Origin of the sequence: Piscinibacter sp. XHJ-5, from assembly GCF_029855045.1 — a bacterium.
GTDB lineage: Bacteria > Pseudomonadota > Gammaproteobacteria > Burkholderiales > Burkholderiaceae_C > Albitalea.
In genome coordinates, this window is record NZ_CP123228.1 from 2233976 (window position 1) to 2253580 (window position 19605).

Genomic DNA, 19605 nt, shown 5'->3' on the forward strand with positions numbered 1-19605 from the left:
GGGAATCGTCGGTCACTCTTGCGCTGTCCGCCGCTTCGCCGCGATCACCGTGTCCATCTCGTCGAGCCCGCTGCGCGGCACGTCGTAGCGGCTGAGGTCGTCGATCTGCGCGAGATGCGCGACGATGTCCTCGGGCGTTGGCGGGACCTTGCCCGGGCGGAACCAGCCCTCGGTGAGCCCCGCGAAGATGCGCGAGTACTTGCCGCCGAGCACCGAGTACATGTTCTGCGAGCTCGTGCAGCGGTCGCTCGCGAGGTAGCAAAGCATCGCCGCGACGAACGACGGCTGCATGCCGTCGATGTAGTGCGGCACCTTGGCACCGGCCGCCGCGAGGAACTCCGCGTCGGGCCGCACATCGCCGGGCTTGCCGCCGAGGCGGCCGCCGACCGCGTTGGGAAACAGGCAGTTGACGAGCACGTCAGTCGGCGCCTCCTGCGCGATCACATTCATCAGGCCCATCATCGCGGTCTTGGCTGCGCCGTAGTTGGCGCGGATCGGGTTGCCGAAGATGCCCGACTGCGAGCCGACCAGCACGATGCGGCCGTAGCCCTGGCGGCACATCAGCGTGTAGGCCGGCTGCGTGACGAAGAAGGCGCCCTTCAGATGGACCGCGAGCACCGCATCGATGTCGGCCTCGCTGAACTCGCCGAAGCGGCGGTTGCGCTGGTTGCCGGCGTTGTTCACGACGATGTCGATGCGGTCGAACGCCTCGATGGCCGCACGCACCATCCCCGCGCCGCCGGCCTCGGTGGCGACGCTGTCGTAGTTGGCCACCGCCTTGCCGCCGGCGGCGCGGATCTCGTCGACCACGCGGTCGGCGTAGTCCGTCGAGGCGCCTTCTCCGGCCGTGCTGCCGCCCAGGTCGTTGACGACGACGGCGGCGCCGCGTGCGGCCAGCGCCAGGCAGTATTCGCGGCCGAGGCCGCCGCCCGCGCCGGTGACGAGCGCGACGCGCCCGCTGAAGTCGATCTTGGTCATGCGGTCATTCCTCGGTGTCATGCATTGCGGAACTGCGGCTCGCGCTTTTCGAGCCAGGCCTTGCGTTTCTCGGCGGCGTCTTCGGTGGCCTGGGCCATGAACACGCCGCGCGCTTCGATCTCGCACGCCGCCTCCAGGCTGGCGACGCCCTGGTTCAGCCACAGCGACTGCTTGGTGAGCCAGACACCCAGCGGCACGTTCGCGAGGATGGACGAGGCGAGCGCGCGCGCCTCGGCGAGCAGCTGGTCGTCGTCGACCACGCGCAGCGCGAGGCCGATGCGCTCGGCCTCGTCGGCGAGGACCGGCCGCGCGGTCAGCAGGATCTCGGCAGCGCGCTGCGTGCCGACCGCGCGCGGCAGCATCCAGCTCATGCCGAGCTCGTGGCCGGTGCCGGCGTTGTGAATCGAGTTGACGAACTTGCCGGCGCGCCCGACGAGGCACAGGTCGGCGGCCAATGCGAACGCGAAGCCGATGCCGGCGGCGGCGCCGTTCACCGCCGCGATTACCGGCTGCGGAATCGCGCGCATCAGCAGCGGGATCTGCGCGATGCGGGTGATCGAGTGCTTGCTGGCGTAGGGCTTGCCGAGCTTCGGAGCGACCCAGGGCGCCGGCGACGGGCCGCGCAGGTCGTGCCCCGCGCAGAAGCCGCGACCGGCGCCGGTGAGGATCACGACTCGGGTCTGCGCGTCGTGGCGCAGGCCTTCGAGCAGGCCGATCAGCTCGTCGTACATCGCGAAGGTGAAGGCATTCAGCGCATCGGGGCGGTTCAGCGTCAGCGTGAGCACGCCGTCGGCGCTGCGCTCGCTCAGGATGTCTTCCATTCGATGCTCCATCGTGCCATCATGCGTTAGCATACACGAACGGTGTTCTGAAATATGATCGAGGCGGCATGCTGGATTTCCCGATATGCCAGGGATCTGTCCTTGCATTGACAGATTCTTGAACTACGTTAGAAAATGCGAACACCGTTCACGAAATCAAGCCATCCCATGCGCTTCGAGTTCTCTCCCGAAGATGAAGCCTTCCGCCGCGAGGTGCGGGCGTTCTTCCGCGAGCACCTGCCGCGCGACATGGCGCGGCGCTTCTACATCGGCGGCCATCCGCCGAACCGCGACGACGTGCGCGGCTTCCAGAAGCTGATGCATGCGAGAGGCTGGGGCGCGCCGCACTGGCCGGTGGAGTGGGGCGGCACCGGCTGGAGTCCATTGCGCAAGCACCTGTTCATGGAGGAGCTCTACAACGCCGACGGCCTCGACGGGAGCTGGCAGAGCCTGTACATGTGCGGACCGGTCCTGATCGCGTTCGGCTCCGAGGCGCAGAAGCGCCGCTTCCTGCCGCCGATGATCTCCGGTGACGAGTTCTGGGCCCAGGGCTTCTCGGAGCCCAACGCCGGCTCCGACCTTGCCCACCTGCGTACGCACGCCGTGCTCCAAGGCGACGAATGGGTGGTCAACGGCCAGAAGATCTGGACCAGCGACGCGATGATGGCCGAGTGGGGCTTCTTCCTGGTCCGCACCGACCCCGCGGCGAAGCCGCAGCGCGGCATCTCCTTCCTGCTGATCCGCATGGACTCGCCGGGCCTCACGATCCGCCCCATCGTCTCGATCGAGGGCGGGCACGGGCTCAACGAGGTGTTCCTCGAGAACGTGCGCGTGCCGCGCGAAAACATCGTCGGCGAGCCCGGCATGGGCTGGACCTACGCGAAGTACCTGCTCGAGAAGGAGCGCACCGCGAGCGCCTTTCTGTACTTCAACAAGCGCGAGCTCGAGAAGGCGCGCGAGATCGCGCGTGACCGCACGGTGCGCGGGACGCGACTGATCGACACGCCCGAATTCGCGCGCAAGCTGGCCCGCGTGGAGGTCGACGTGCTGGGCCTGGAGTACTCGGTGCTGCGCATCCTGTTGCAGGAGAAGAGCCGGCACAACCTCGACGCCGTGGTCTCCGCGTTGAAGCTGCGCGGCTCGGCGCTGCAGCAGCGCGTCACGGAGCTGCAGCTCGAAGCCATGGGCCTGCACGCGCTGCGTCAGTGGGGTCACGACGAGGGCGAGCACATCGCCGCGGCCGAAGCGCCGCGCTGGCCGGCCTGCGTGCCCGGACGCACGGCGCAGGCACTGATCGCGCGCGCTTCCACGATCTACGGCGGCTCGCAGGAGATCCAGAAGAACATCATCGCCAAGCTGGCGTTCGGGCTATGAAATGAGCCACCTCCGAAGCGTTTTCGGCGCCTCCCCTTCGAGGGGGCACCGCCCGCGGACCGCCGAAGCCGTATCCGCGGCGGCCGCTTGGCTGCGTCGGTTGATGCGCCGGCGGTGCCGCCTGGACCCCATGGAGAACTGACTTGGATTTCAACCTCAGCGACGAGCAGCAGATGCTGCGCGATGCCGCGAATCGCTACGTTCGCGAGAAGGGCGGCTTCGAGCACCGCCGGGCGCCCCAAGCACATTGGGCCGCGTATGCCGAAATGGGCTGGCTGGCGCTCGCCGTGCCCGAGGCCGACGGCGGGCTCGGCTGCGGCTTCGTCGAGACGGCGATCATCGCCGAAGAGCTCGGCCGCGGCCTCGTGCTCGAGCCCTATGTAGGCTGCGCCGTGCTGGCCACCCGCCTGGTCGAGCGTGCCGATGCGAAGGCCTTCGCCGCACGGCGTGCGGAGCTGCTGCAGCAGCTCGCGGAGGGCAGGGTGCAGATCGCGCTCGCGCATGCCGACCCGCAGAGTCGCTTCGAGATCGATGCGCAGTCAACCTGCGCGCGGGCCGAAGGCAGCGGCTTCGTGCTCGATGGCGTGAAGCTGATGGTCCCGGCGGCCGGTTCGGCCGGCGCCTTCATCGTCAGCGCCGCCGTCGACGCCGGCGAACCCGCGCTGTTCCTGGTGCCGCGCGAGGCAGTGACGCTGCATCCCTATCCGCTGATCGACGGCACGCACGGCGGCGACGTCGAGCTGCGCTCCGTCTTCGTTCCGGCCGAGGCGCGGCTCAGCGCGCCGGGCTCGGGACTCGCGCTGCTTGAGGAGGCGCTGGACCGCGCTGCGCTCGCGCAGGTGGCCGAGGCGCTGGGCTGCATGGAGGCCGTGCTCGAGATCACCGCCGACTACCTCAAGACGCGCGAGCAGTTCGGGCAGCCGATCGGCCGCTTCCAGGCGCTGCAGCACCGCATGTCGGAGATGTTCGTCGAGGTGCAGGAGACGCGATCGATCCTCTATCGCGGCATTGCCCACCTCGACGCGGCACCGGCGGACCGGCGCAGGGCGGTGTCGGCCACGAAGGTGATGCTCGGCTCCGCCGGCCGCTTCGTCGGCGGGCAGGGCATCCAACTACACGGGGGCATCGGCATGACCGAAGAGTACCCGATCGGGCACTACTACAAGCGGCTGCTTGTGCTCGAGAAGCTCTATGGCGACAGCGAATGGCACTTGAGTCGTTTCGTGGAAGCGAACCGGGGATGACGATAAACCTCGACGCCTACCAAAGCCTCGCCCTGCGCCGCGACGGCCGCGTGCTGCATGCGAGCTTCAACCGGCCAGACGCGCTGAACGCCTTCGACGCCGCGATGCACGACGAGTTCGAGCGGCTGCTGCACGAGCTGCCGCGCGACGACTCGACCCATGTCGTCGTGCTGAGCGGCGTCGGCAAGGCCTTCAGCGCGGGCGGCGACATTGAAACGATGCAGGCGCTGATCGACGATCCGGCGCGCATGTATCCCGACCTGGTCGGGGCCAAGCGGCTCATCGCGAGCTTTCTCGACGTGCCGCAGCCGATCGTCGCCAAGGTCAACGGCGCGGCGATGGGCCTGGGTGCGACGCTGGCGCTGTTCTCGGACATCGTCTTCGCGGCCAACCACGCGAAGATCGCCGACCCACACGTCAAGGTCGGCTTCGTCGCCGGCGACGGCGGCGCAGTGATCTGGCCGCAGCTCATCGGCTACGCACGCGCCAAGCAGTACCTGCTGACCGGCGACGCGATCACCGGCGAGGAAGCGGCGCGCATCGGGCTCATCAACTTCGCGCACCCGGCCGACGAGCTCGACGCCGCGGTCGATGCGTTCGCGCAGCGGCTGGCCGGCGGCGCGCGCCGCGCCGTGCAGTGGACGAAGGCGACGATCAACGTGGGCCTCAAGCAGCTCGCCGCGTCGATGCTCGATGCCGGCATGGCCTACGAGGTGCTGTCCAACCGCACCCGCGATCACGCCGAGGCGGTCGCGGCGTTCCGCGGGCGGCGAACGCCTGATTTCAACGGGGATTGAACACGGAGAACTCCATGGGGATGGTTCAGGAAAAGGTCGTCGTCGTCACCGGCGCGGGCGCCGGCATCGGACGCGACTTCGCCAAGGGCTTCGCGGCCGCCGGCGCCAAGGTGGTCGTCAACGACCTGGCGCGCGACGCGAACGGCAAGCCGATGGCGGAATCGGTGGTCGACGAGATCCGCGCCGAGGGCGGGCAGGCGGTGGCCGCGGTCGAAAGCGTCGCGGAGTGGGACTCGGCGCACAAGATCGTTCAGGCCGCGCTCGACAGCTTCGGGCGCATCGACTGCGTCGTCAACAACGCCGGCATCGTGCGCGACCGCTTCGTGTTCAACATGAGCCGCGAGGAGTGGCAGGCCGTCGTCGACGTGCACCTCAACGGCTCTTTCTACATGACGCGCGCCGCGGCGCCGCACTTCAAGAGCCAGGAAAGCGGCAGCTACATTCACATGACGTCGACCTCGGGCCTGATCGGCAACCTCGGCCAGGCGAACTACGCGGCGGCGAAGATGGGCGTCGTCGGCCTGTCCAAGTCGATCGCGCTGGACATGGCGCGCTTCAAGGTGCGCAGCAACTGCATCGCGCCGTGGGCGTGGACCGCGATGACGGCCTCCATCCCGACCGAGACGGCGGAGCAGCAGGCCCGCGTCGAGAAGATGAAGAAGATGGAAGCGCGCAAGATCGCGCCGCTTGCCGTCTACCTCGCGAGTGACGCCGCAGCCCATGTGTCGGGCCAGATCTTCGGCGTGCGGGCCAACGAGATCTACTTCTTCAGCCAGATCCGCATGATCCGCTCGCTGCAGCGCAGCGAGGGCTGGACTCCCGAGGCGATCGCGGAACAGGCGATGCCGGCCTTCGAGGCGAGCTTCTTCGAGAACGTGCCTTCGATGAAGCTCACGCCGTGGGATCCCGTATGAAAGCAATCGTCGCAGTCAAGCGGGTGATCGACTTCAACGTCAAGCCGCGCGTGAAGTCCGACGGCAGCGGGGTCGAGCTCGCCGGCGTGAAGATGTCGATGAATCCTTTCGACGAGATCGCGGTCGAGGAAGCCGTGCGGCTGAAGGAAGCCGGCGTCCTCACCGAAGTCGTCGCACTCAGCATCGGCCCGGCCGCGTGCCAGGAGACGCTGCGCACGGCGATGGCGCTGGGCGCCGATCGCGCAGTGCTCGTCGAGTCGACCGCCGAGCTCGAGCCGTTGCACGTCGCCAAGCTGTTGAAGGCGCTGGTCGACAAGGAGCAGCCGCGGCTCGTGCTCCTCGGCAAGCAGGCGATCGACGGCGATGCCGGCCAGACCGGCCAGATGCTCGCGGCTTTGCTGCGCTGGCCGCAGGCGACCTGCGCATCGAAGCTCGCGGTGGCCGACGCCGGGATCGAGGTGACGCGCGAGGTCGACGGCGGCCTGGAGACCATTGCACTGGCGCTGCCCGCGGTGGTCACCGTGGACCTGCGGCTGAACACGCCGCGCTACGCGACGCTGCCCAACATCATGAAGGCGAAGAAGAAGCCGCTCGAGACGATCGCCGCGGCGACGCTCGGGGTGAACCTCGCGCCGCGCACGCAGGTGCTGAAGGTGAGCGAGCCGCCGGTGCGCGCCGGCGGCATCAGGCTGCCCGATGTGGCGACGCTGGTCGCCAAGCTGAAGACCGAAGCGAAGGTGATCCGATGACCATGCTCGTCGTTGCGGAACACGACCACACCGACATCAACGGAGCGACGCGCGCCGCCATCAGCGCCGCGAGTCGCATCGGCGGCGATGTGCACCTGCTCGTCGCCGGCCACGGCTGCGCCGCCGCCGCGCAGCAGGGCGCCGCGATCGCGGGCGTGGCCAAGGTGCTGCTGGCCGACGATGCGGCCTACGCGCATCCGCTCGCCGAAAGCCTGGCCGACCTCGTCGCCGGCCTCGCGCGCGACTACACCCACGTGCTCGCGGGCGCCACGTCGGCCGGCAAGAACGTGATGCCGCGTGTCGCTGCGCTGCTCGACGTGGCGCAGGTGTCGGACATCACCGCGGTCCTCGCGCCCGACACTTTCGTCCGGCCGATCTACGCCGGCAACGCGCTGGCGACGGTGAAGGCGCTCGATGCGATCAAGGTGATCACCGTGCGCGGCACCGCGTTCGAAGCGGCGGCGGGCGGCGGTGGCCCGGCGACCGTGCAGCCCATCCCCGCCGGCCCGCCGAACAAGAGCTCGCGTTTGGTCGGCCAGCAGCTCACCGTCTCGGAACGGCCCGAGCTGACCGCCGCCCGCGTCATCGTGTCCGGCGGCCGCGGCATGGGCAGCAGCGAGAGCTTTCGCCTGCTCGACGCGCTGGCGGACAAGCTCGGTGCGGCAGTGGGCGCCTCGCGGGCGGCTGTCGACGCGGGCTATGCGCCGAACGACTGCCAGGTCGGACAGACCGGCAAGATCGTCGCGCCCGAGCTGTACATCGCGGTGGGCATCTCCGGCGCAATTCAGCACCTGGCCGGCATGAAGGACAGCAAGCTGATCGTCGCGATCAACAAGGATCCCGAGGCGCCGATATTCAGCGTGGCCGACTACGGCCTCGTGGCCGACCTGTTCCAGGCCGTGCCCGAGCTGACCTCGTCGGTACAGGGCGGCACATGACGCACAACCCGCACGACAGTGCCGACGTCACCGGACCGCGGTCGCTGACGCGGCTGCTGGGTCTGTTCGACGTGCTGTCCCTGTCGCCGGACGGGCTGTCGCTCGCCGAGCTGAACGTGTCGCTCGAATCGCCCAAGAGCAGCCTGCTGAACCTTCTGCGCCCCCTGGTCGCCGAGGACTACCTGATCCACGACGTCGGCATCTATCGCCTCGGACCGGCGATCTTCCGGCTCGCGGCCGGCGTGATGTCGGCCTGGAACTTCCCGAAGCTGATCCGGCCCTTCATGGAAGAGCTGTGCGAGCGCACAGGAGAGTCGGTGCTGCTCGGCGTGCTGAACCGCGAGGCCGAGGTGATGACCTACGTCGAGATCATCGACAGCCCGCATCCCGTGCGCTACCAGATTCCAGTGGGCACCACGCGGCCGCTCTACGCCAGCTCTGCCGGTCGTCTGCTGCTGGCGTATGCCGACAAGCCCTGGCGCGACAGCTATCTGTCCACTGTGCAGTTCAGGACCCGCACCGCGACGCCGGTGACGCGTGCCGCCCTCAGCCGGGAGCTGGAACGAATCCGCGGCGAAGGCGTCTCGGTGTCGATCGACTCCTACATGGTCGGCCTGGGTGCGGTGGCCGCGCCGGTGTTCGATGGGGAGGGGCGCTGCATCGCGTCGCTGAACATCGCCGGGCCGTCGGATCGATTTCGCGACGAGCTCGATCACTTGAAGGTGGTGGTGAAGGAGCTGGCGGCGCGGGCATCGGGCGTGGTGGGGCGCGTCGCGGCCTGAGCACCCGCAGGTTGGCGGTGAGCTGCGCTCACGCCAACCTACGCGTCGATCAATCCTCCCGATCGCGCCAGCCGCCGCAGGTGATGCGCCGTGTCGCCCAGCTGAATCTCGGTCATCGTCAGCCGGCGGAAGTAATGACCCGCCTGGCATTCCTCCGTCATGCCGATGCCGCCGTGCAGCTGGATCGCCTCCTGCCCGACGAAGCGGGCGCTGCGGCCCACCTGCACCTTGGCCGCCGACACGGCGCGCTCGCGCTCGCCGGCGTCGCGGTCGGCGCACCGCATCGTCGCGTAAAGCGCCATGCTGCGCGCCTGCTCGATCTCCACCAGCATGTCGACCGCGCGGTGCTGCAGCGCCTGGAAGCTGCCGATCGCGACGCCGAACTGCTTGCGCAGCTTGAGGTACTCGACGGTGATCTCGTGCAGCCGCTCCATCACGCCGACTGCCTCGGCGCACAACGCCGCGGTGGCCGCATCGACGGCGCGCTCGATGGCCGGCAGCGCGGCACCGGGCGCACCCAGCACCTGGTGCGGACCGATGCGCACACGGTCGAAGCGGATGTCGGCCGCGCGCGCGTGGTCCTGCGTGCGGTATCCGCGGCGGGTGACGCCGTCGGCTTTCGCGTCGACCAGGAACAGCGAAATGCCGTCGCGGTCTCGGCGCGCGCCTGCACTGCGCGCCGAGACGATCAGTCGGTCCGCGCTGTCGCCGGCGAGCACGTAGCGCTTCTCGCCGTCCAGCACGATGCCGCTTGCTTCGCAGCGGGCTGTCGTCGCGACCTCGGCGAGGTCATGACGCGAGCCGGCCTCGGCGTGCGCGAACGCAAGGGTCAGCTCACCGCTGGCGATCGCGGGCACCAGTGCGGCGCGCTGCTTTGCAGAGCCGGCTTCTCTCAGCAAGCCGCCGCTCAGAACGACGGTGGCGAGATAGGGCTCGAGCGCGAGCGCGCGCCCCAGCGCCTGCATCACGAGCAGGGTGTCGACGGCTCCGCCGCCCAGGCCGCCGTCGGCTTCGGCGAACGGGAGGCCGAGCAGGCCCATCTCCGCGTACCGTGACCACAGCGCCCGGCTGTAGCCGTGGGGCTCGGCCCGGTGGGCGAGGCGCTGCTCGAAGCTGCAGCGCTCGGCCAGCAGGCGCTGCACGCCGTCTTGCAGCATGCGTTGTTCGTCAGTGAGGTCGAAGTCCATGTCTATAGGCCGAGCACGGTCTTGGCGAGGATGTTGCGCTGGATCTCGTTCGATCCGCCCACGATGGACACATGACGCGCCCAATAGTGATTGGGCGCGATGGTCAGCGCCCAGTCCGTTTCACCGGCCTCGCCGCGCGCACCGGCCACGAACTCCGGGTCGAACTCCATCGCCGCGGAGCCGGCGACTTCGAGCAGCAGCTCGGCCGTGGCCTGCTGCAGCTGCGAGCCCTTCATTTTCAGGATCGACGACTTCGGGTCGGGCTTGCCGTCGTCGCGCCGTCCGATCTCGGCGATGAGCCGCATCTGCGTGATCTCCAGCGCCTTCAGCTCGACCTCGATGGCGGCCACCCGCTCCCGGAAGCGCTCGTCCTCGATCAGCGGGCGGCCCTCCGAGAGCACCTGTGCAGCGAGCTGCTTGGCGCGGCGCACGCGGAACTTGGACACGCCGACGCGGGCGATGCCGCTGCGCTCGTGGCCGAGCAGGTACTTGGCGTAGTCCCAGCCGCGGTTTTCCTCGCCGACGCGGTGCGCCACCGGAATGCGGACGTTGTCCAGAAACAGCTCGTTCGTCTCGTGGTGTCCGTCGATCGTGACGATGGGGCGGATGGTCACGCCCGGCGTGTTCATTTCCATCAGCAGGTAGGTGATGCCCTGCTGTTTCTTCGCTGCCGGGTCGGTGCGCACGAGCAGAAAGCACCAGTCGGCATGGTGTGCGGTCGAGGTCCAGAGCTTCTGGCCGTTGACGACATAGTGCTCGCCTTCGCGGACCGCACTGGTGCGCAGCGCCGCCAGGTCGGAGCCGGCCCCGGGCTCGGAGAACCCCTGGCAGAACCAGTGTTCCATGCGCGCGATGCGCGGCAGGAAGTGACGCTTCTGCGCCTCGCTGCCGAAGGCGATCAGCGTCGGTCCGATCATGTTCATGTTGAACGAGATCGGCTCCGGCGCCGGCGCCATCGCCAGCTCTTCCTTGAAGATGTACTGCTTGACCGCGTTCCAGCCCGTGCCGCCCCACTCGATCGGCCACGACGGCGTGGCCCAGCCCTTGTCGTGGAGGATGCGCACCCAGCGCAGCATCTCTTGCTTGGAGATGCGCTGCCCGAGCTCGCATTTGCGGCGGATGTCGGGCGGCAGCGCCTGCGCGAAGAAGGCGCGCACCTCGTCGCGAAACGCGATCTCGTCGTTGGTGAGGCGAAGGTCCATGGTGGGTTTCTCAGTCGATCAGCCCGGCCCGCCGCAGCGTGGCGATCTTCGTCGGCGCGAACCAGGCCGACAAGGCGCGATCCGTGTTCTCCGGTGTCGCGGGCTGCGGGGGTGTCGGCATCGCGGGCACGCTGCGCGAAAAGCGCGGCGCCGGCGCAGCCTGCACGATGCCGTCGATCTCGACGAAGGTGCCGCGCGCGCGCAGGTGAGGATGATGCGGCGCTTCGGCGAACGAGAGCACCGGCGTCGCGCAGGCGTCGGTGCGTTCGAGAAGCTCGGTCCACTCGTCGCGGCTGCGCGTCCTGAATGTCGCGGCCAACACCGCCTTGGCCGCCTTCCAGTGGTCGCGCGACAGCTGCGGGCCGAGGCTCTCGGGGGCGATGGCGAGCCGCTCGAGCAACTGGAGGAAGAACTTCTCCTCGATCGGACCGACCGCGATCCAGCGGCCATCGGCGCATTCGTAGCAATCGTAGAAATGCGATCCGCCGTCGCTCGCGTTGGTGCCGCGGCCGACTCGCCAGATGCCGCCGGCGACCATGCCGAAGAAGGTGGTGGCCAGGTGCGCGGCCCCGTCGACGATCGCCGCGTCGACGACCTGCCCGCGGCCGGAGGCACGCGCCTCGAGGACCGCGGCCAGCAGCCCGACCGTCATGTAGAGCGAGCCGCCGGCGTAGTCGCCCACGAGGTTCAGCGGCATCGTCGGCGGCTGGCCTTCGCGGCCGATGGCGTCGAGGATGCCGGTCAGCGCGAGGTAGTTGATGTCGTGTCCCGCCACCTGGGAGAGCGGGCCGTGCTGGCCCCAGCCGGTGAGGCGCCCGTAGGCCAGGCGCGGGTTGCGCGACAGGCAGACTTCGGGACCGAGGCCCAGGCGCTCGGTCACGCCGGGGCGGAAGCCCTCGATCAGTGCATCCGCCTGCTCGACCAGCTCGAGCACGGTCTCGACCGCCGCCGGATCCTTCAGGTCCAGCGCGACCGTGCCGCGGTTGCGCAGCAGCGTGTCGTACTTCAGCGGCCGCTCGATGCCGAGCTTCACCGGATGCTTGCGGGCGACCCGGATCACCGTGGCGCCGAGGTCGGCGAGCAGCATCGCGCACATCGGGCCCGGGCCGATGCCAGCCAACTCGACGATCTTCAGTCCAGCCAGTGGGCCCGTCATCCCGACACCCTGCCCAGCAAGCTGCCGGCGATGATGTTGCGCTGGATCTGGTTCGTGCCTTCGATGATCTGCACCACCTTGGCGTCGCGGAAGTAGCGGTTGATCGGGTATTCCGACGAGACGCCGGCGGCGCCGAACAACTGCACGGCGTCGGTGGCGACCTTCATCGCCACGTCGGAGGCGAAGCACTTGGCCATCGCCGCCATCGGCGCCAGCGCCTTGCCGGTGACGCCGGCATCGACCATCGCTGCGGTTCGGTAGACGAGCTGGCGCGCCGCTTCTGTCTGCATCACCATGTCGGCGAGCATCCAGCGCACGCCCTGGAAGTCGCTGATCGCTTGACCGAAGGCGCGCCGCTCCTGGATGTATTTCGCCGCGTGGTCGATCGCGCCCTGAGCGATGCCGACGGCGCGCGCGGCGACGATCGGCCGGCTGGTATTGAGCGCCTCCATCGCCACCTTGAAGCCGCCGGCCCCGGTTTCGCCTTCGGGGCCCAGGCGGCTGTCGGCGCCGATGGCAGCGCCGTCGAGGAACAGCGGACACGACGGCACGCCGCGCGCGCCCATCTTGTCTTCCTTGCGGCCGATGGTCAGGCCCGGCGTGGCCTTGTCGACGATGAATAGGTTGATGCCGAGCGGCTCGCCTTGCACGCCCTGGGTGCGGGCGGCGACGAGGATGAAGTCGGCGATGTCGGCATTGGTGCACCAGATCTTGGCGCCGTCGAGCACGTAGCCGTTCGCGGTGCGGCGGGCGATGGTCTTGATGCCGGAGACATCGGAGCCGCTCTGGGGCTCGGTCAGCGACAGCGCGCCGCGCAAGTCGCCGCTGGCCAGTCCCGGCAGCAGGCGCTGCTTCTGCGCCGCCGTGCCCCCGGCGAAGATGGCGCCGAACGGTGTCCACTGCACGACGAGCAGATAGCCGGTGTTGTAGCAGACGCGGCCGAGCTCCTCGACAGCGATGCAGGCCGACAACGTGCTGCCCGTGCCTCCGTACTCGGCGGGGAAGGGCAGGGCGAACAGGCCCAGGCCCTTGAGCAGCTCGAACATGTCGTGCGGGTACTCGGCGCTGCGGTCGATCTCGTCGGCGCGCGCGGCCACCTTCTCGCGCGCCACCCTGCGGATCAGCTCCTGGATCGCCTTCTGGTCCTCGCTCAGCTCGTAGCTCAAGGGCGCCCCGCGTCGCGTTCGCGGTCCAATATGTGAATAGAGTGCGAAATGGTGAACGACATTCGGACCGGCGTCAAGACCGGGGCCGGTCACCCGGGTGCCAGGCGTGGCGGAATGTGCCTCCTGTACGATCTCGTCATCCGGAAAGACTCAGTGGACGACAGGCATGGCCAGGCAAACCCAGAAGGCGACCGCCAGGACGCCGGAGGCAGAGGTCGACGACGCGGCACCGGAGACGGACGCCAGCGGTCCGCGCTCGCTGACGCGGGTGCTGGGCCTGTTCGACCTGCTGTCGCTGATGCCGCAGGGCATGACGCTGTCCGAGCTGTGCGGCAGCCTCGGCACGCCCAAGAGCAGCCTGTTGAACCTGCTGCGGCCGCTGGTGGCGGACGGCTACCTGGTCCACGTGGGCGGGCGGTACTGCATCGGCCATTCCCTGATCACGATGGCTGCCGGGGTCATGTCGGCCTGGAACTTCTCGAAGATGATCCGGCCCTTCATGGAAGAACTGGTCCGGCGCACCGAAGAAACGGTGCTGCTGGGCGTGCTGAACCGCGAGACGGAGGTCCTGGCATTCACCGAGATCATCAACAGTCCGCACCCGGTGCGGCTGCAGGTTCCGGTCGGCACCATCCGGCCCCTTTACGCCAGCCCGGCCGGCTGGGTCGTGCTGGCCTACGCTGACAAGGCCTTCCGCGAGCAGTACATCGCCTCCGTGCAGTTCAAGCTGCCGATGCGCGAAAGTCTCACCCGCGTCTCGCTGGCCCGGCAGCTGGCCCAAGTCCGCGAAGATGGCGTGGCGAGCGCCATCAGTCCCACGGTGGCGGGCGCCTCCGGCATCGCAGCGCCGGTCTTCGGGGCCAGCGGCGAGTGCGTCGCGGCCCTCACCATTGCCGGCCCGTCGGACCGGTTCGAGCGCAACCTCGATACGCTGAAGGCGACGCTCAAGGACGTCGCCGCGAAAGCGTCGGGTGTCTTCCGCGAGGGGCACCTCGGCAACGTCAGGACGCTGAGCCCTTCCGAAGGCGATTGATTGACACGATGTGAGCTGTCGTTAGAATTTGCGAACGATGTTCGTGATGTCGCTCCAGGTTCCGTTCTGAAAATGCTGGCCAGGCACCCATGAAGAAAACAGCAGCCGAGCCGGCTGCCGCGGACAGGGACGCGGCCGGCCCCCGTTCACTCACGCGCCTGCTCGGCTTGTTCAACGTGCTGTCCACGTCGCCCGACGGGCTGTCGCTGGCCGATCTCAACGTGACGCTCGAGTCGCCCAAGAGCAGCCTGCTGAACCTGTTGCGTCCGCTGGTGGCCGACGGCTACCTGATCCACAGCGCCGGCATCTATCGCCTCGGCCCGTCGATCTTCCGGCTGGCGGCCGGGGTGATGTCGGCCTGGAATTTCCCGAAGATCGTGCGGCCCTTCATGGAGGAGCTGGGGCAGCTCACCGGCGAGACCGTGCTGCTCGGCGTCCTGAACCGCGAGGCCCAGGTGCTGACCTACGTCGACATCGTCGACAGTCCGCATCCGGTGCGCTACCAGATTCCCGTTGGAACGACGCGCCCGCTCTATGCCAGCGCCTCCGGGCGGCTTCTGCTGGCCTACGCTGACAAGGCCTGGCGCGACGGGTACCTCTCCACCGTCGAGTTCACCACGAAGACGGCGGCGCCGATCACCCGCGCGTCGCTGACCCGCGAGCTCGAGCGCGTCCGCAAGGACGGGTTGTCGGTGTCGATCGACTGGTACTCGGTGGGCCTGTCCGCCGTGGCCGCGCCGGTATTCGACAGCGAGGGGCGGTGCATCGCCGCCCTCAACATCGCCGGTCCCACGGACCGGTTTCGAGGCGACCTCGAGAACCTGAAGACCATGGTCAAGGACGTCGCCGCGCGGGCGTCCGAAGCCGTGGCCCGGGTCGAGACCATCCGGCCGCGCCAAGCGGTCGCCTGATCCGGCGGCTCCCCAACGCGCCCCACGCCGGGCGCCAGGGCGGGGTTCGCTTCGCTCGACACCGACCTGGGTCTTCGTAGCCCGGATGAACTCCGTGGAACGTCCTTCGTTCGTGAACCGGACCCCGGATTTCATCCGGGCTGCGGCACCTGCACGCATTGACATGGTGGAAGTGCGTGTTTATATTTCAGAACACTATTCAATTTTGTGGCGCGCACTCGCCGCACCCAGGAGACGCCGCTTGGACACCGCCGTGAAGCCCAAAGTCCGCGTGGACTACGTGCCGGCAGAGCACTACACCTCGCGCGAGGTCCTGCAGCTCGAGAAGCGGCTGCTCTGGCCCAAGGTCTGGCAGCTCGCCTGCCGGCTCGAGGAAATTCCCTATGTCGGCGACTACGTCACGTACGACATCAACGACGAATCCGTGATCGTCGTTCGGGAAACGGAGGATCGCATCCGCGCCTTCCACAACGTCTGCCAGCACCGCGGCCGGCGACTGACCGAAGGCTGCGGCAGCGCCACCAAGCTGCAGTGCCGCTTCCACGGTTGGCAATGGGGCCTCGACGGCAAGGTGATCCGCATCCTCGACCGCGAGGACTGGGCGGGCTGCCCCGACATGAGCGACGAGGACTTCGCGCTCGGCGAAGTGAAGGTCGACACCTGGGCCGGCTTCGTCTTCGTCAACTTCGACCCGCACTGCGAGCCGCTCGCCCAGCACCTGGCGCCGGTGCCCGAGTACACCAGCTGCTTCGAGTTCGAGAAGATGCGCTACCGCTGGTACAAGTCGGTGCGCCTGCCCTGCAACTGGAAGGTCGCGCTCGAGGCCTTCAGCGAGGGCTACCACGTCTTCGGCACGCATCCCCAGCTGCTCGACGCGCAGGGCGACGACGTGACGCGCAGCTTCACCTTCGGCCGCCACGGCATGTTCGGCTATCCCGCGCCGGCGCGGCTGCCAGGGGCGCCGTCGCCGCGCACGGGGCGTCCGATTCCGGCCGACGTGCGGCCGGGCATCGTGAAGTTCTTCCAGGACCTGGAAGACCAGCTCAAGGCCATCATCACCGACCGCGACAACCAGGCGGCCAAGCGCATCCTCGACGAATGCCCGGCCGACACGCCGCATCTGCAGCTGCTGATGAAAGTGGGCGAGTTCCAGCGCGAGGCGGCATTGGCCGAAGGCGCGGGCTGGCCCGCGATCACGCCGGAGCAGCTCTACAAGGCGGGAACGGACTGGCACGTGTTCCCGAACATGATCTTCCTGATGTCGCCCGACGGCATGCTCTTCTACCGCGCGCGACCCGACGGCGACAACCCCGATTCCTGCTTCTACGACATCTGCTCGATCGCCCGCTACGCGCCGGGCGGCGAGCCGCCGCTCAAGCGCGAGCTGTACTGGGGCGTCGACGACTGGAAGACCGACACCGTCGCGCGCTTCGGCCTGATCCTCGCGCAGGACTTCGCCAACATGACCGAGGTGCAGAAGGGCATGAAGTCGAGCGGCTTCCGCGGCGCGCGCACCAATCCGCTGCAGGAGAGCGTGATCTCCAACTTCCACCGGGTGCTGCGTGAAGTCCTCTTCGGCGAGACGTCCTCATGAGCGGGAACTTCGATGAGCTCTGCGATCTCGTCATCGTCGGCAGCGGCGGCGGCTCCATGTGCGCGGCGCTGGTCGCGAGGCAACACGGCCTCTCGCCGCTGATCGTCGAGAAGCAGTCGCTGGTGGGCGGCTCCACCGGCTTCTCCGGTGGCGTGTGGTGGGTGCCGAACAATCCGGTGATGAAGCGCGCCGGCGTGGCCGACAGCGCCGAGCGTGCGCGCCGGTACCTCGACGCGGCCGTCACCTACGACGGGCCGGGCACGACGCCTGCGCGCCGCGATGCCTTCATCCGCACCGGGCCCAAGATGGTCGAGTTCCTCGAGAACGCCGGCATGAAGTTCGTCTACGCCGACGGCTGGTCCGACTACTACGACAACCTGCCGGGCGGCGAGCCGCGCGGGCGCTCGCTGCTCGCGGAGCTGTTCGACACGCGCGAGCTCGGCGAATGGGAGTCGCGCCTGTCGCGCTACAAGGGCTTCAGCCTGCCGGTCCCCAGCGACCAGTTTGCCGACCTGATGCTCGTCAAGCGCACGATGAGAGGCAAGCAGCGTGCGGCCGGGCTTGCCTGGCGAATTCTCAAGGCCAAGCTGACCGGCGCACGCCTGGCCGGCGCCGGCGCGGCGATCCAGGGCCGCATGCTGCAGATCGCGCTGCGCGAGAAGTTGCCGATCTGGACCGATGCGCCGGTGAGCGAGCTCATCGTCGAAGGCGCCAATGGCCACGGCCGCGTCACCGGCGTCGTGGTCCAGCGCGAAGGCAAGGCGGTGCGCATCGGCGCGCGGCGCGGCGTGCTGATGAACGTTGGCGGCTTCTCGCGCAACAAGGCGATGCGCGAGCGCTTCCAGCCGCAGCCGAGCACCGATCAGTGGACCAACGCCAACCCCGGCGACACCGGCGAAGTGATCGAGATGGCGATGGCGCTGGGCGCCGCCGTCGATTGCATGGACGAGGCCTGGTGGGTCGTCACCTCGCTCGGGCCCGACGGCCAACCGCCGCGCCCCGGCGGCTACGCGCCCGACGGGACGCCGCTGCCCTTCATGCACCACCTCGACCTGTCGCTGCCTTTTTCGATGATGGTCGACCAGCTCGGCGAGCGCTTCTGCGACGAGGCCGGGGCCTACATGGAGATCGGCCAGCGCATGTACCGGCGCCAGCAGGAGACCGGGCGCGCGGTCCCGAGCTGGGTGGTGATGGACAGCCGGCAGCGCGCGTACTACCCGTGGGGCACGGCGCAGCCGGGCCAGGTGCCGCGCGAGTGGCTGGACAGCGGCTACCTGATCCAGGCCGGCTCGATCGCCGAGCTGGCTGCGAAGACGCGCATCGATCGGGCCGGCCTCGAGCGCACGATCAAGCGCTTCAACGAGTTCTGCCGCACCGGTGTCGACGCCGACTTCGGCCGCGGCTCGCGTGCCTTCGACCGCTGCCACGGCGACCCGACGATCGCACCCAACCCGAACCTCGGCGCCATCGAGAAGCCGCCGTTCTATGCGGTGCGCATGTATCCGGGCGACGTCGGCACGGCCGGCGGCGTGGTCACGGACGAGCATGCGCGCGTGCTGCGCGCCGACGGCTCGGCGATAGCCGGTCTGTATGCCACCGGCAATTGCACCGCCTCGGTCGTGGGCCGCTGCTACCCCGGCGCCGGGGCGAGCATCGGCGCCTCGTTCACCTTCGGCTTCATCGCCGCCCACCACGCAGCGGGCGTTCCCGTGCCCTGACGTCAAGGACTCCCATGTCATCCGAACCCAAGGTCGATCGTGCCGTGCTGGTGGACATCTACCGGCGCATGGCCCTCATCCAGCGCAGCGACGAGCGCTTCCGTGCCGTGATCAAGGCGGGCAAGATCGTCGCGCCGTACTACTCGCCGCGCGGGCAGGAATGCATCCCGGCGGCGGTGTCGGTGAGCCTCGGCGACGAGGACTACGTCTGCACCATCTACCGCGGCATCCACGACATGCTCGCCAAGGGCGTGCCGTCGAAGCTGCTGTGGGCGGAGATCGCGGGCAAGGCCACCGGCACCTGCAAGGGCAAGGGCGGGCCGATGCACATCACGCATCGCGAGAGCGGCGTGATGGTCACCACCGGCATCGTCGGCAGCAGCATGCCCATCGCCAACGGCCTTGCGCTGGCCGCGCAGATCCGCGGCGAGAAGCGCGTCGCGGTGGCCTACTTCGGCGACGGCGCATCGAACATCGGCGCCTTCCACGAGTCGCTGAACATGGCCGCGGTGTGGAAGCTGCCGGTGGTCTTCGTCTGTCAGAACAACGGCTACGGGGAGCACACGCGCTACGACATCGCGACCTCGGCGAAGCGCATCTCCGACCGCGCCGCCGGCTACCAGATGCCCGGCGTCACCGTCGACGGCAACGACCCGCTCGCGGTCTACAAGGCGGCACGTTCGGCGATCATCCGCGCCCGCTCCGGCGACGGCCCGACGCTGATCGAGGCCATGACCTTCCGTTTCCAGGGGCACGTGTTCGGCGATGCCGACGCCTACATGGCGCCGGGCGAGAAACAGGCCGCGATGGCGCGCGACCCCGTTCCGCGCTTTCGCAGCTGGCTGCTCGAAGGCGGCGTCGCCGAAGCGGAGCTCGCCACGCTCGAAGCCGCGATCGACCACCAGATCGACGAAGCCGTCGCGTTCGCGCTGGAGAGTCCGTTGCCCGGCGTGGCCGAGTTGCACCGCGACGTGTTCGCCGAGGAGATCACCGCATGAGCCGCCGGGCCGCTCCCAAGGCGAATTCCGGAGTGCGCAGCAC

Annotated in this window: 18 protein-coding genes; 12 read left to right on the forward strand and 6 right to left on the reverse strand. The window is 68.8% G+C overall.

Annotated features, from left to right (window positions below; translation table 11 throughout):
* Nucleotides 1-12 precede the first annotated feature (12 nt).
* The gene (locus P7V53_RS10455) at nucleotides 13-978 is read right to left on the reverse strand and encodes an SDR family NAD(P)-dependent oxidoreductase (protein WP_280155421.1); all 966 of its coding nucleotides are present in this window, start codon (nucleotides 976-978) and stop codon (nucleotides 13-15) included.
* A gap of 17 nt (nucleotides 979-995) precedes the next feature.
* A complete protein-coding gene (locus P7V53_RS10460; RefSeq protein WP_280155422.1) occupies nucleotides 996-1799 on the reverse strand; it encodes an enoyl-CoA hydratase-related protein in 804 nt (267 codons plus the stop codon).
* A gap of 168 nt (nucleotides 1800-1967) precedes the next feature.
* Between P7V53_RS10460 and P7V53_RS10465 the strand changes: the two genes are divergently transcribed.
* The 7 genes from P7V53_RS10465 (at nucleotide 1968) to P7V53_RS10495 (ending at nucleotide 8597) form a co-directional block, all read left to right on the forward strand.
* Nucleotides 1968-3173 (forward strand): acyl-CoA dehydrogenase family protein, encoded by a 1206-nt coding sequence (locus tag P7V53_RS10465; RefSeq protein ID WP_280155423.1) that lies wholly within the window; start codon nucleotides 1968-1970, stop codon nucleotides 3171-3173.
* Between the two features lie 143 nt (nucleotides 3174-3316).
* On the forward strand, nucleotides 3317-4417 hold the full coding sequence (locus tag P7V53_RS10470) for an acyl-CoA dehydrogenase family protein (protein ID WP_280155424.1): 1101 nt from the start codon (nucleotides 3317-3319) through the stop codon (nucleotides 4415-4417).
* On the forward strand, nucleotides 4414-5214 hold the full coding sequence (locus tag P7V53_RS10475; RefSeq protein ID WP_280155425.1) for an enoyl-CoA hydratase-related protein: 801 nt from the start codon (nucleotides 4414-4416) through the stop codon (nucleotides 5212-5214). Before P7V53_RS10470 ends, P7V53_RS10475 begins: the two co-directional genes overlap by 4 nt.
* Before the next feature lie 14 nt (nucleotides 5215-5228).
* Complete coding sequence (locus P7V53_RS10480) at nucleotides 5229-6128, forward strand: SDR family NAD(P)-dependent oxidoreductase (RefSeq protein ID WP_280155426.1); 900 nt, start codon at nucleotides 5229-5231, stop codon at nucleotides 6126-6128.
* On the forward strand, nucleotides 6125-6877 hold the full coding sequence (locus tag P7V53_RS10485) for an electron transfer flavoprotein subunit beta/FixA family protein (protein ID WP_280155427.1): 753 nt from the start codon (nucleotides 6125-6127) through the stop codon (nucleotides 6875-6877). Before P7V53_RS10480 ends, P7V53_RS10485 begins: the two co-directional genes overlap by 4 nt.
* Nucleotides 6874-7815: an FAD-binding protein gene (locus P7V53_RS10490; RefSeq protein WP_280155428.1), complete on the forward strand. Its 942-nt coding sequence runs from the start codon at nucleotides 6874-6876 to the stop codon at nucleotides 7813-7815. The genes P7V53_RS10485 and P7V53_RS10490 overlap by 4 nt, the downstream gene beginning before the upstream one ends.
* On the forward strand, nucleotides 7812-8597 hold the full coding sequence (locus P7V53_RS10495; protein WP_280155429.1) for an IclR family transcriptional regulator: 786 nt from the start codon (nucleotides 7812-7814) through the stop codon (nucleotides 8595-8597). The genes P7V53_RS10490 and P7V53_RS10495 overlap by 4 nt, the downstream gene beginning before the upstream one ends.
* Before the next feature lie 38 nt (nucleotides 8598-8635).
* Here P7V53_RS10495 and P7V53_RS10500 read toward each other — a convergent pair whose 3' ends face one another.
* The 4 genes from P7V53_RS10500 to P7V53_RS10515 are packed head-to-tail and all read right to left on the reverse strand — an operon-like array spanning nucleotide 8636 to nucleotide 13308.
* Nucleotides 8636-9784 carry an acyl-CoA dehydrogenase family protein gene (locus P7V53_RS10500; RefSeq protein WP_280155430.1) on the reverse strand — a complete coding sequence of 383 codons (1149 nt, stop codon included), beginning with the start codon at nucleotides 9782-9784 and terminating at the stop codon, nucleotides 8636-8638.
* A gap of 2 nt (nucleotides 9785-9786) precedes the next feature.
* Nucleotides 9787-10986: an acyl-CoA dehydrogenase family protein gene (locus P7V53_RS10505; RefSeq protein ID WP_280155431.1), complete on the reverse strand. Its 1200-nt coding sequence runs from the start codon at nucleotides 10984-10986 to the stop codon at nucleotides 9787-9789.
* Between the two features lie 10 nt (nucleotides 10987-10996).
* Complete coding sequence (locus tag P7V53_RS10510) at nucleotides 10997-12142, reverse strand: CaiB/BaiF CoA-transferase family protein (protein WP_280155432.1); 1146 nt, start codon at nucleotides 12140-12142, stop codon at nucleotides 10997-10999.
* Complete coding sequence (locus tag P7V53_RS10515) at nucleotides 12139-13308, reverse strand: acyl-CoA dehydrogenase family protein (RefSeq protein ID WP_280155433.1); 1170 nt, start codon at nucleotides 13306-13308, stop codon at nucleotides 12139-12141. The genes P7V53_RS10510 and P7V53_RS10515 overlap by 4 nt, the downstream gene beginning before the upstream one ends.
* A 166-nt stretch (nucleotides 13309-13474) precedes the next feature.
* Here P7V53_RS10515 and P7V53_RS10520 point away from each other — a divergent pair, with 166 nt between their 5' ends.
* The 5 genes from P7V53_RS10520 (at nucleotide 13475) to P7V53_RS10540 (ending at nucleotide 19562) form a co-directional block, all read left to right on the forward strand.
* Entirely contained in the window at nucleotides 13475-14341 is an 867-nt protein-coding gene (locus P7V53_RS10520) for an IclR family transcriptional regulator (protein WP_280155434.1), read from the forward strand.
* An 89-nt stretch (nucleotides 14342-14430) separates the two neighbouring features.
* Nucleotides 14431-15252, forward strand: a complete 822-nt coding sequence (locus P7V53_RS10525) for an IclR family transcriptional regulator (protein ID WP_280155435.1) — start codon at nucleotides 14431-14433, stop codon at nucleotides 15250-15252.
* A 241-nt stretch (nucleotides 15253-15493) separates the two neighbouring features.
* Nucleotides 15494-16846, forward strand: coding sequence for an aromatic ring-hydroxylating dioxygenase subunit alpha (locus P7V53_RS10530; protein ID WP_280155436.1), 1353 nt, complete (start codon nucleotides 15494-15496; stop codon nucleotides 16844-16846).
* A complete protein-coding gene (locus tag P7V53_RS10535; RefSeq protein ID WP_280155437.1) occupies nucleotides 16843-18564 on the forward strand; it encodes an FAD-binding protein in 1722 nt (573 codons plus the stop codon). The genes P7V53_RS10530 and P7V53_RS10535 overlap by 4 nt, the downstream gene beginning before the upstream one ends.
* Nucleotides 18565-18578: 14 nt before the next feature.
* A complete protein-coding gene (locus tag P7V53_RS10540; RefSeq protein WP_280155438.1) occupies nucleotides 18579-19562 on the forward strand; it encodes a thiamine pyrophosphate-dependent dehydrogenase E1 component subunit alpha in 984 nt (327 codons plus the stop codon).
* Nucleotides 19563-19605: the final 43 nt, after the last annotated feature.

What these genes read in the sequence shown, in the direction of transcription:
- P7V53_RS10485 (WP_280155427.1), top strand. Translation starts at nt 6,125, where the DNA reads ATGAAAGCAATCGTCGCAGTCAAGCGGGTGATCGACTTCAACGTCAAG.
- P7V53_RS10520 (WP_280155434.1), top strand. Translation starts at nt 13,475, where the DNA reads ATGGCCAGGCAAACCCAGAAGGCGACCGCCAGGACGCCGGAGGCAGAG.
- P7V53_RS10465 (WP_280155423.1), top strand. Translation starts at nt 1,968, where the DNA reads ATGCGCTTCGAGTTCTCTCCCGAAGATGAAGCCTTCCGCCGCGAGGTG.
- P7V53_RS10475 (WP_280155425.1), top strand. Translation starts at nt 4,414, where the DNA reads ATGACGATAAACCTCGACGCCTACCAAAGCCTCGCCCTGCGCCGCGAC.
- P7V53_RS10455 (WP_280155421.1), bottom strand. Translation starts at nt 978, where the DNA reads ATGACCAAGATCGACTTCAGCGGGCGCGTCGCGCTCGTCACCGGCGCG.
- P7V53_RS10490 (WP_280155428.1), top strand. Translation starts at nt 6,874, where the DNA reads ATGACCATGCTCGTCGTTGCGGAACACGACCACACCGACATCAACGGA.
- P7V53_RS10495 (WP_280155429.1), top strand. Translation starts at nt 7,812, where the DNA reads ATGACGCACAACCCGCACGACAGTGCCGACGTCACCGGACCGCGGTCG.
- P7V53_RS10540 (WP_280155438.1), top strand. Translation starts at nt 18,579, where the DNA reads ATGTCATCCGAACCCAAGGTCGATCGTGCCGTGCTGGTGGACATCTAC.
- P7V53_RS10505 (WP_280155431.1), bottom strand. Translation starts at nt 10,986, where the DNA reads ATGGACCTTCGCCTCACCAACGACGAGATCGCGTTTCGCGACGAGGTG.
- P7V53_RS10500 (WP_280155430.1), bottom strand. Translation starts at nt 9,784, where the DNA reads ATGGACTTCGACCTCACTGACGAACAACGCATGCTGCAAGACGGCGTG.
- P7V53_RS10480 (WP_280155426.1), top strand. Translation starts at nt 5,229, where the DNA reads ATGGGGATGGTTCAGGAAAAGGTCGTCGTCGTCACCGGCGCGGGCGCC.
- P7V53_RS10535 (WP_280155437.1), top strand. Translation starts at nt 16,843, where the DNA reads ATGAGCGGGAACTTCGATGAGCTCTGCGATCTCGTCATCGTCGGCAGC.
- P7V53_RS10510 (WP_280155432.1), bottom strand. Translation starts at nt 12,142, where the DNA reads ATGACGGGCCCACTGGCTGGACTGAAGATCGTCGAGTTGGCTGGCATC.
- P7V53_RS10460 (WP_280155422.1), bottom strand. Translation starts at nt 1,799, where the DNA reads ATGGAAGACATCCTGAGCGAGCGCAGCGCCGACGGCGTGCTCACGCTG.
- P7V53_RS10525 (WP_280155435.1), top strand. Translation starts at nt 14,431, where the DNA reads ATGAAGAAAACAGCAGCCGAGCCGGCTGCCGCGGACAGGGACGCGGCC.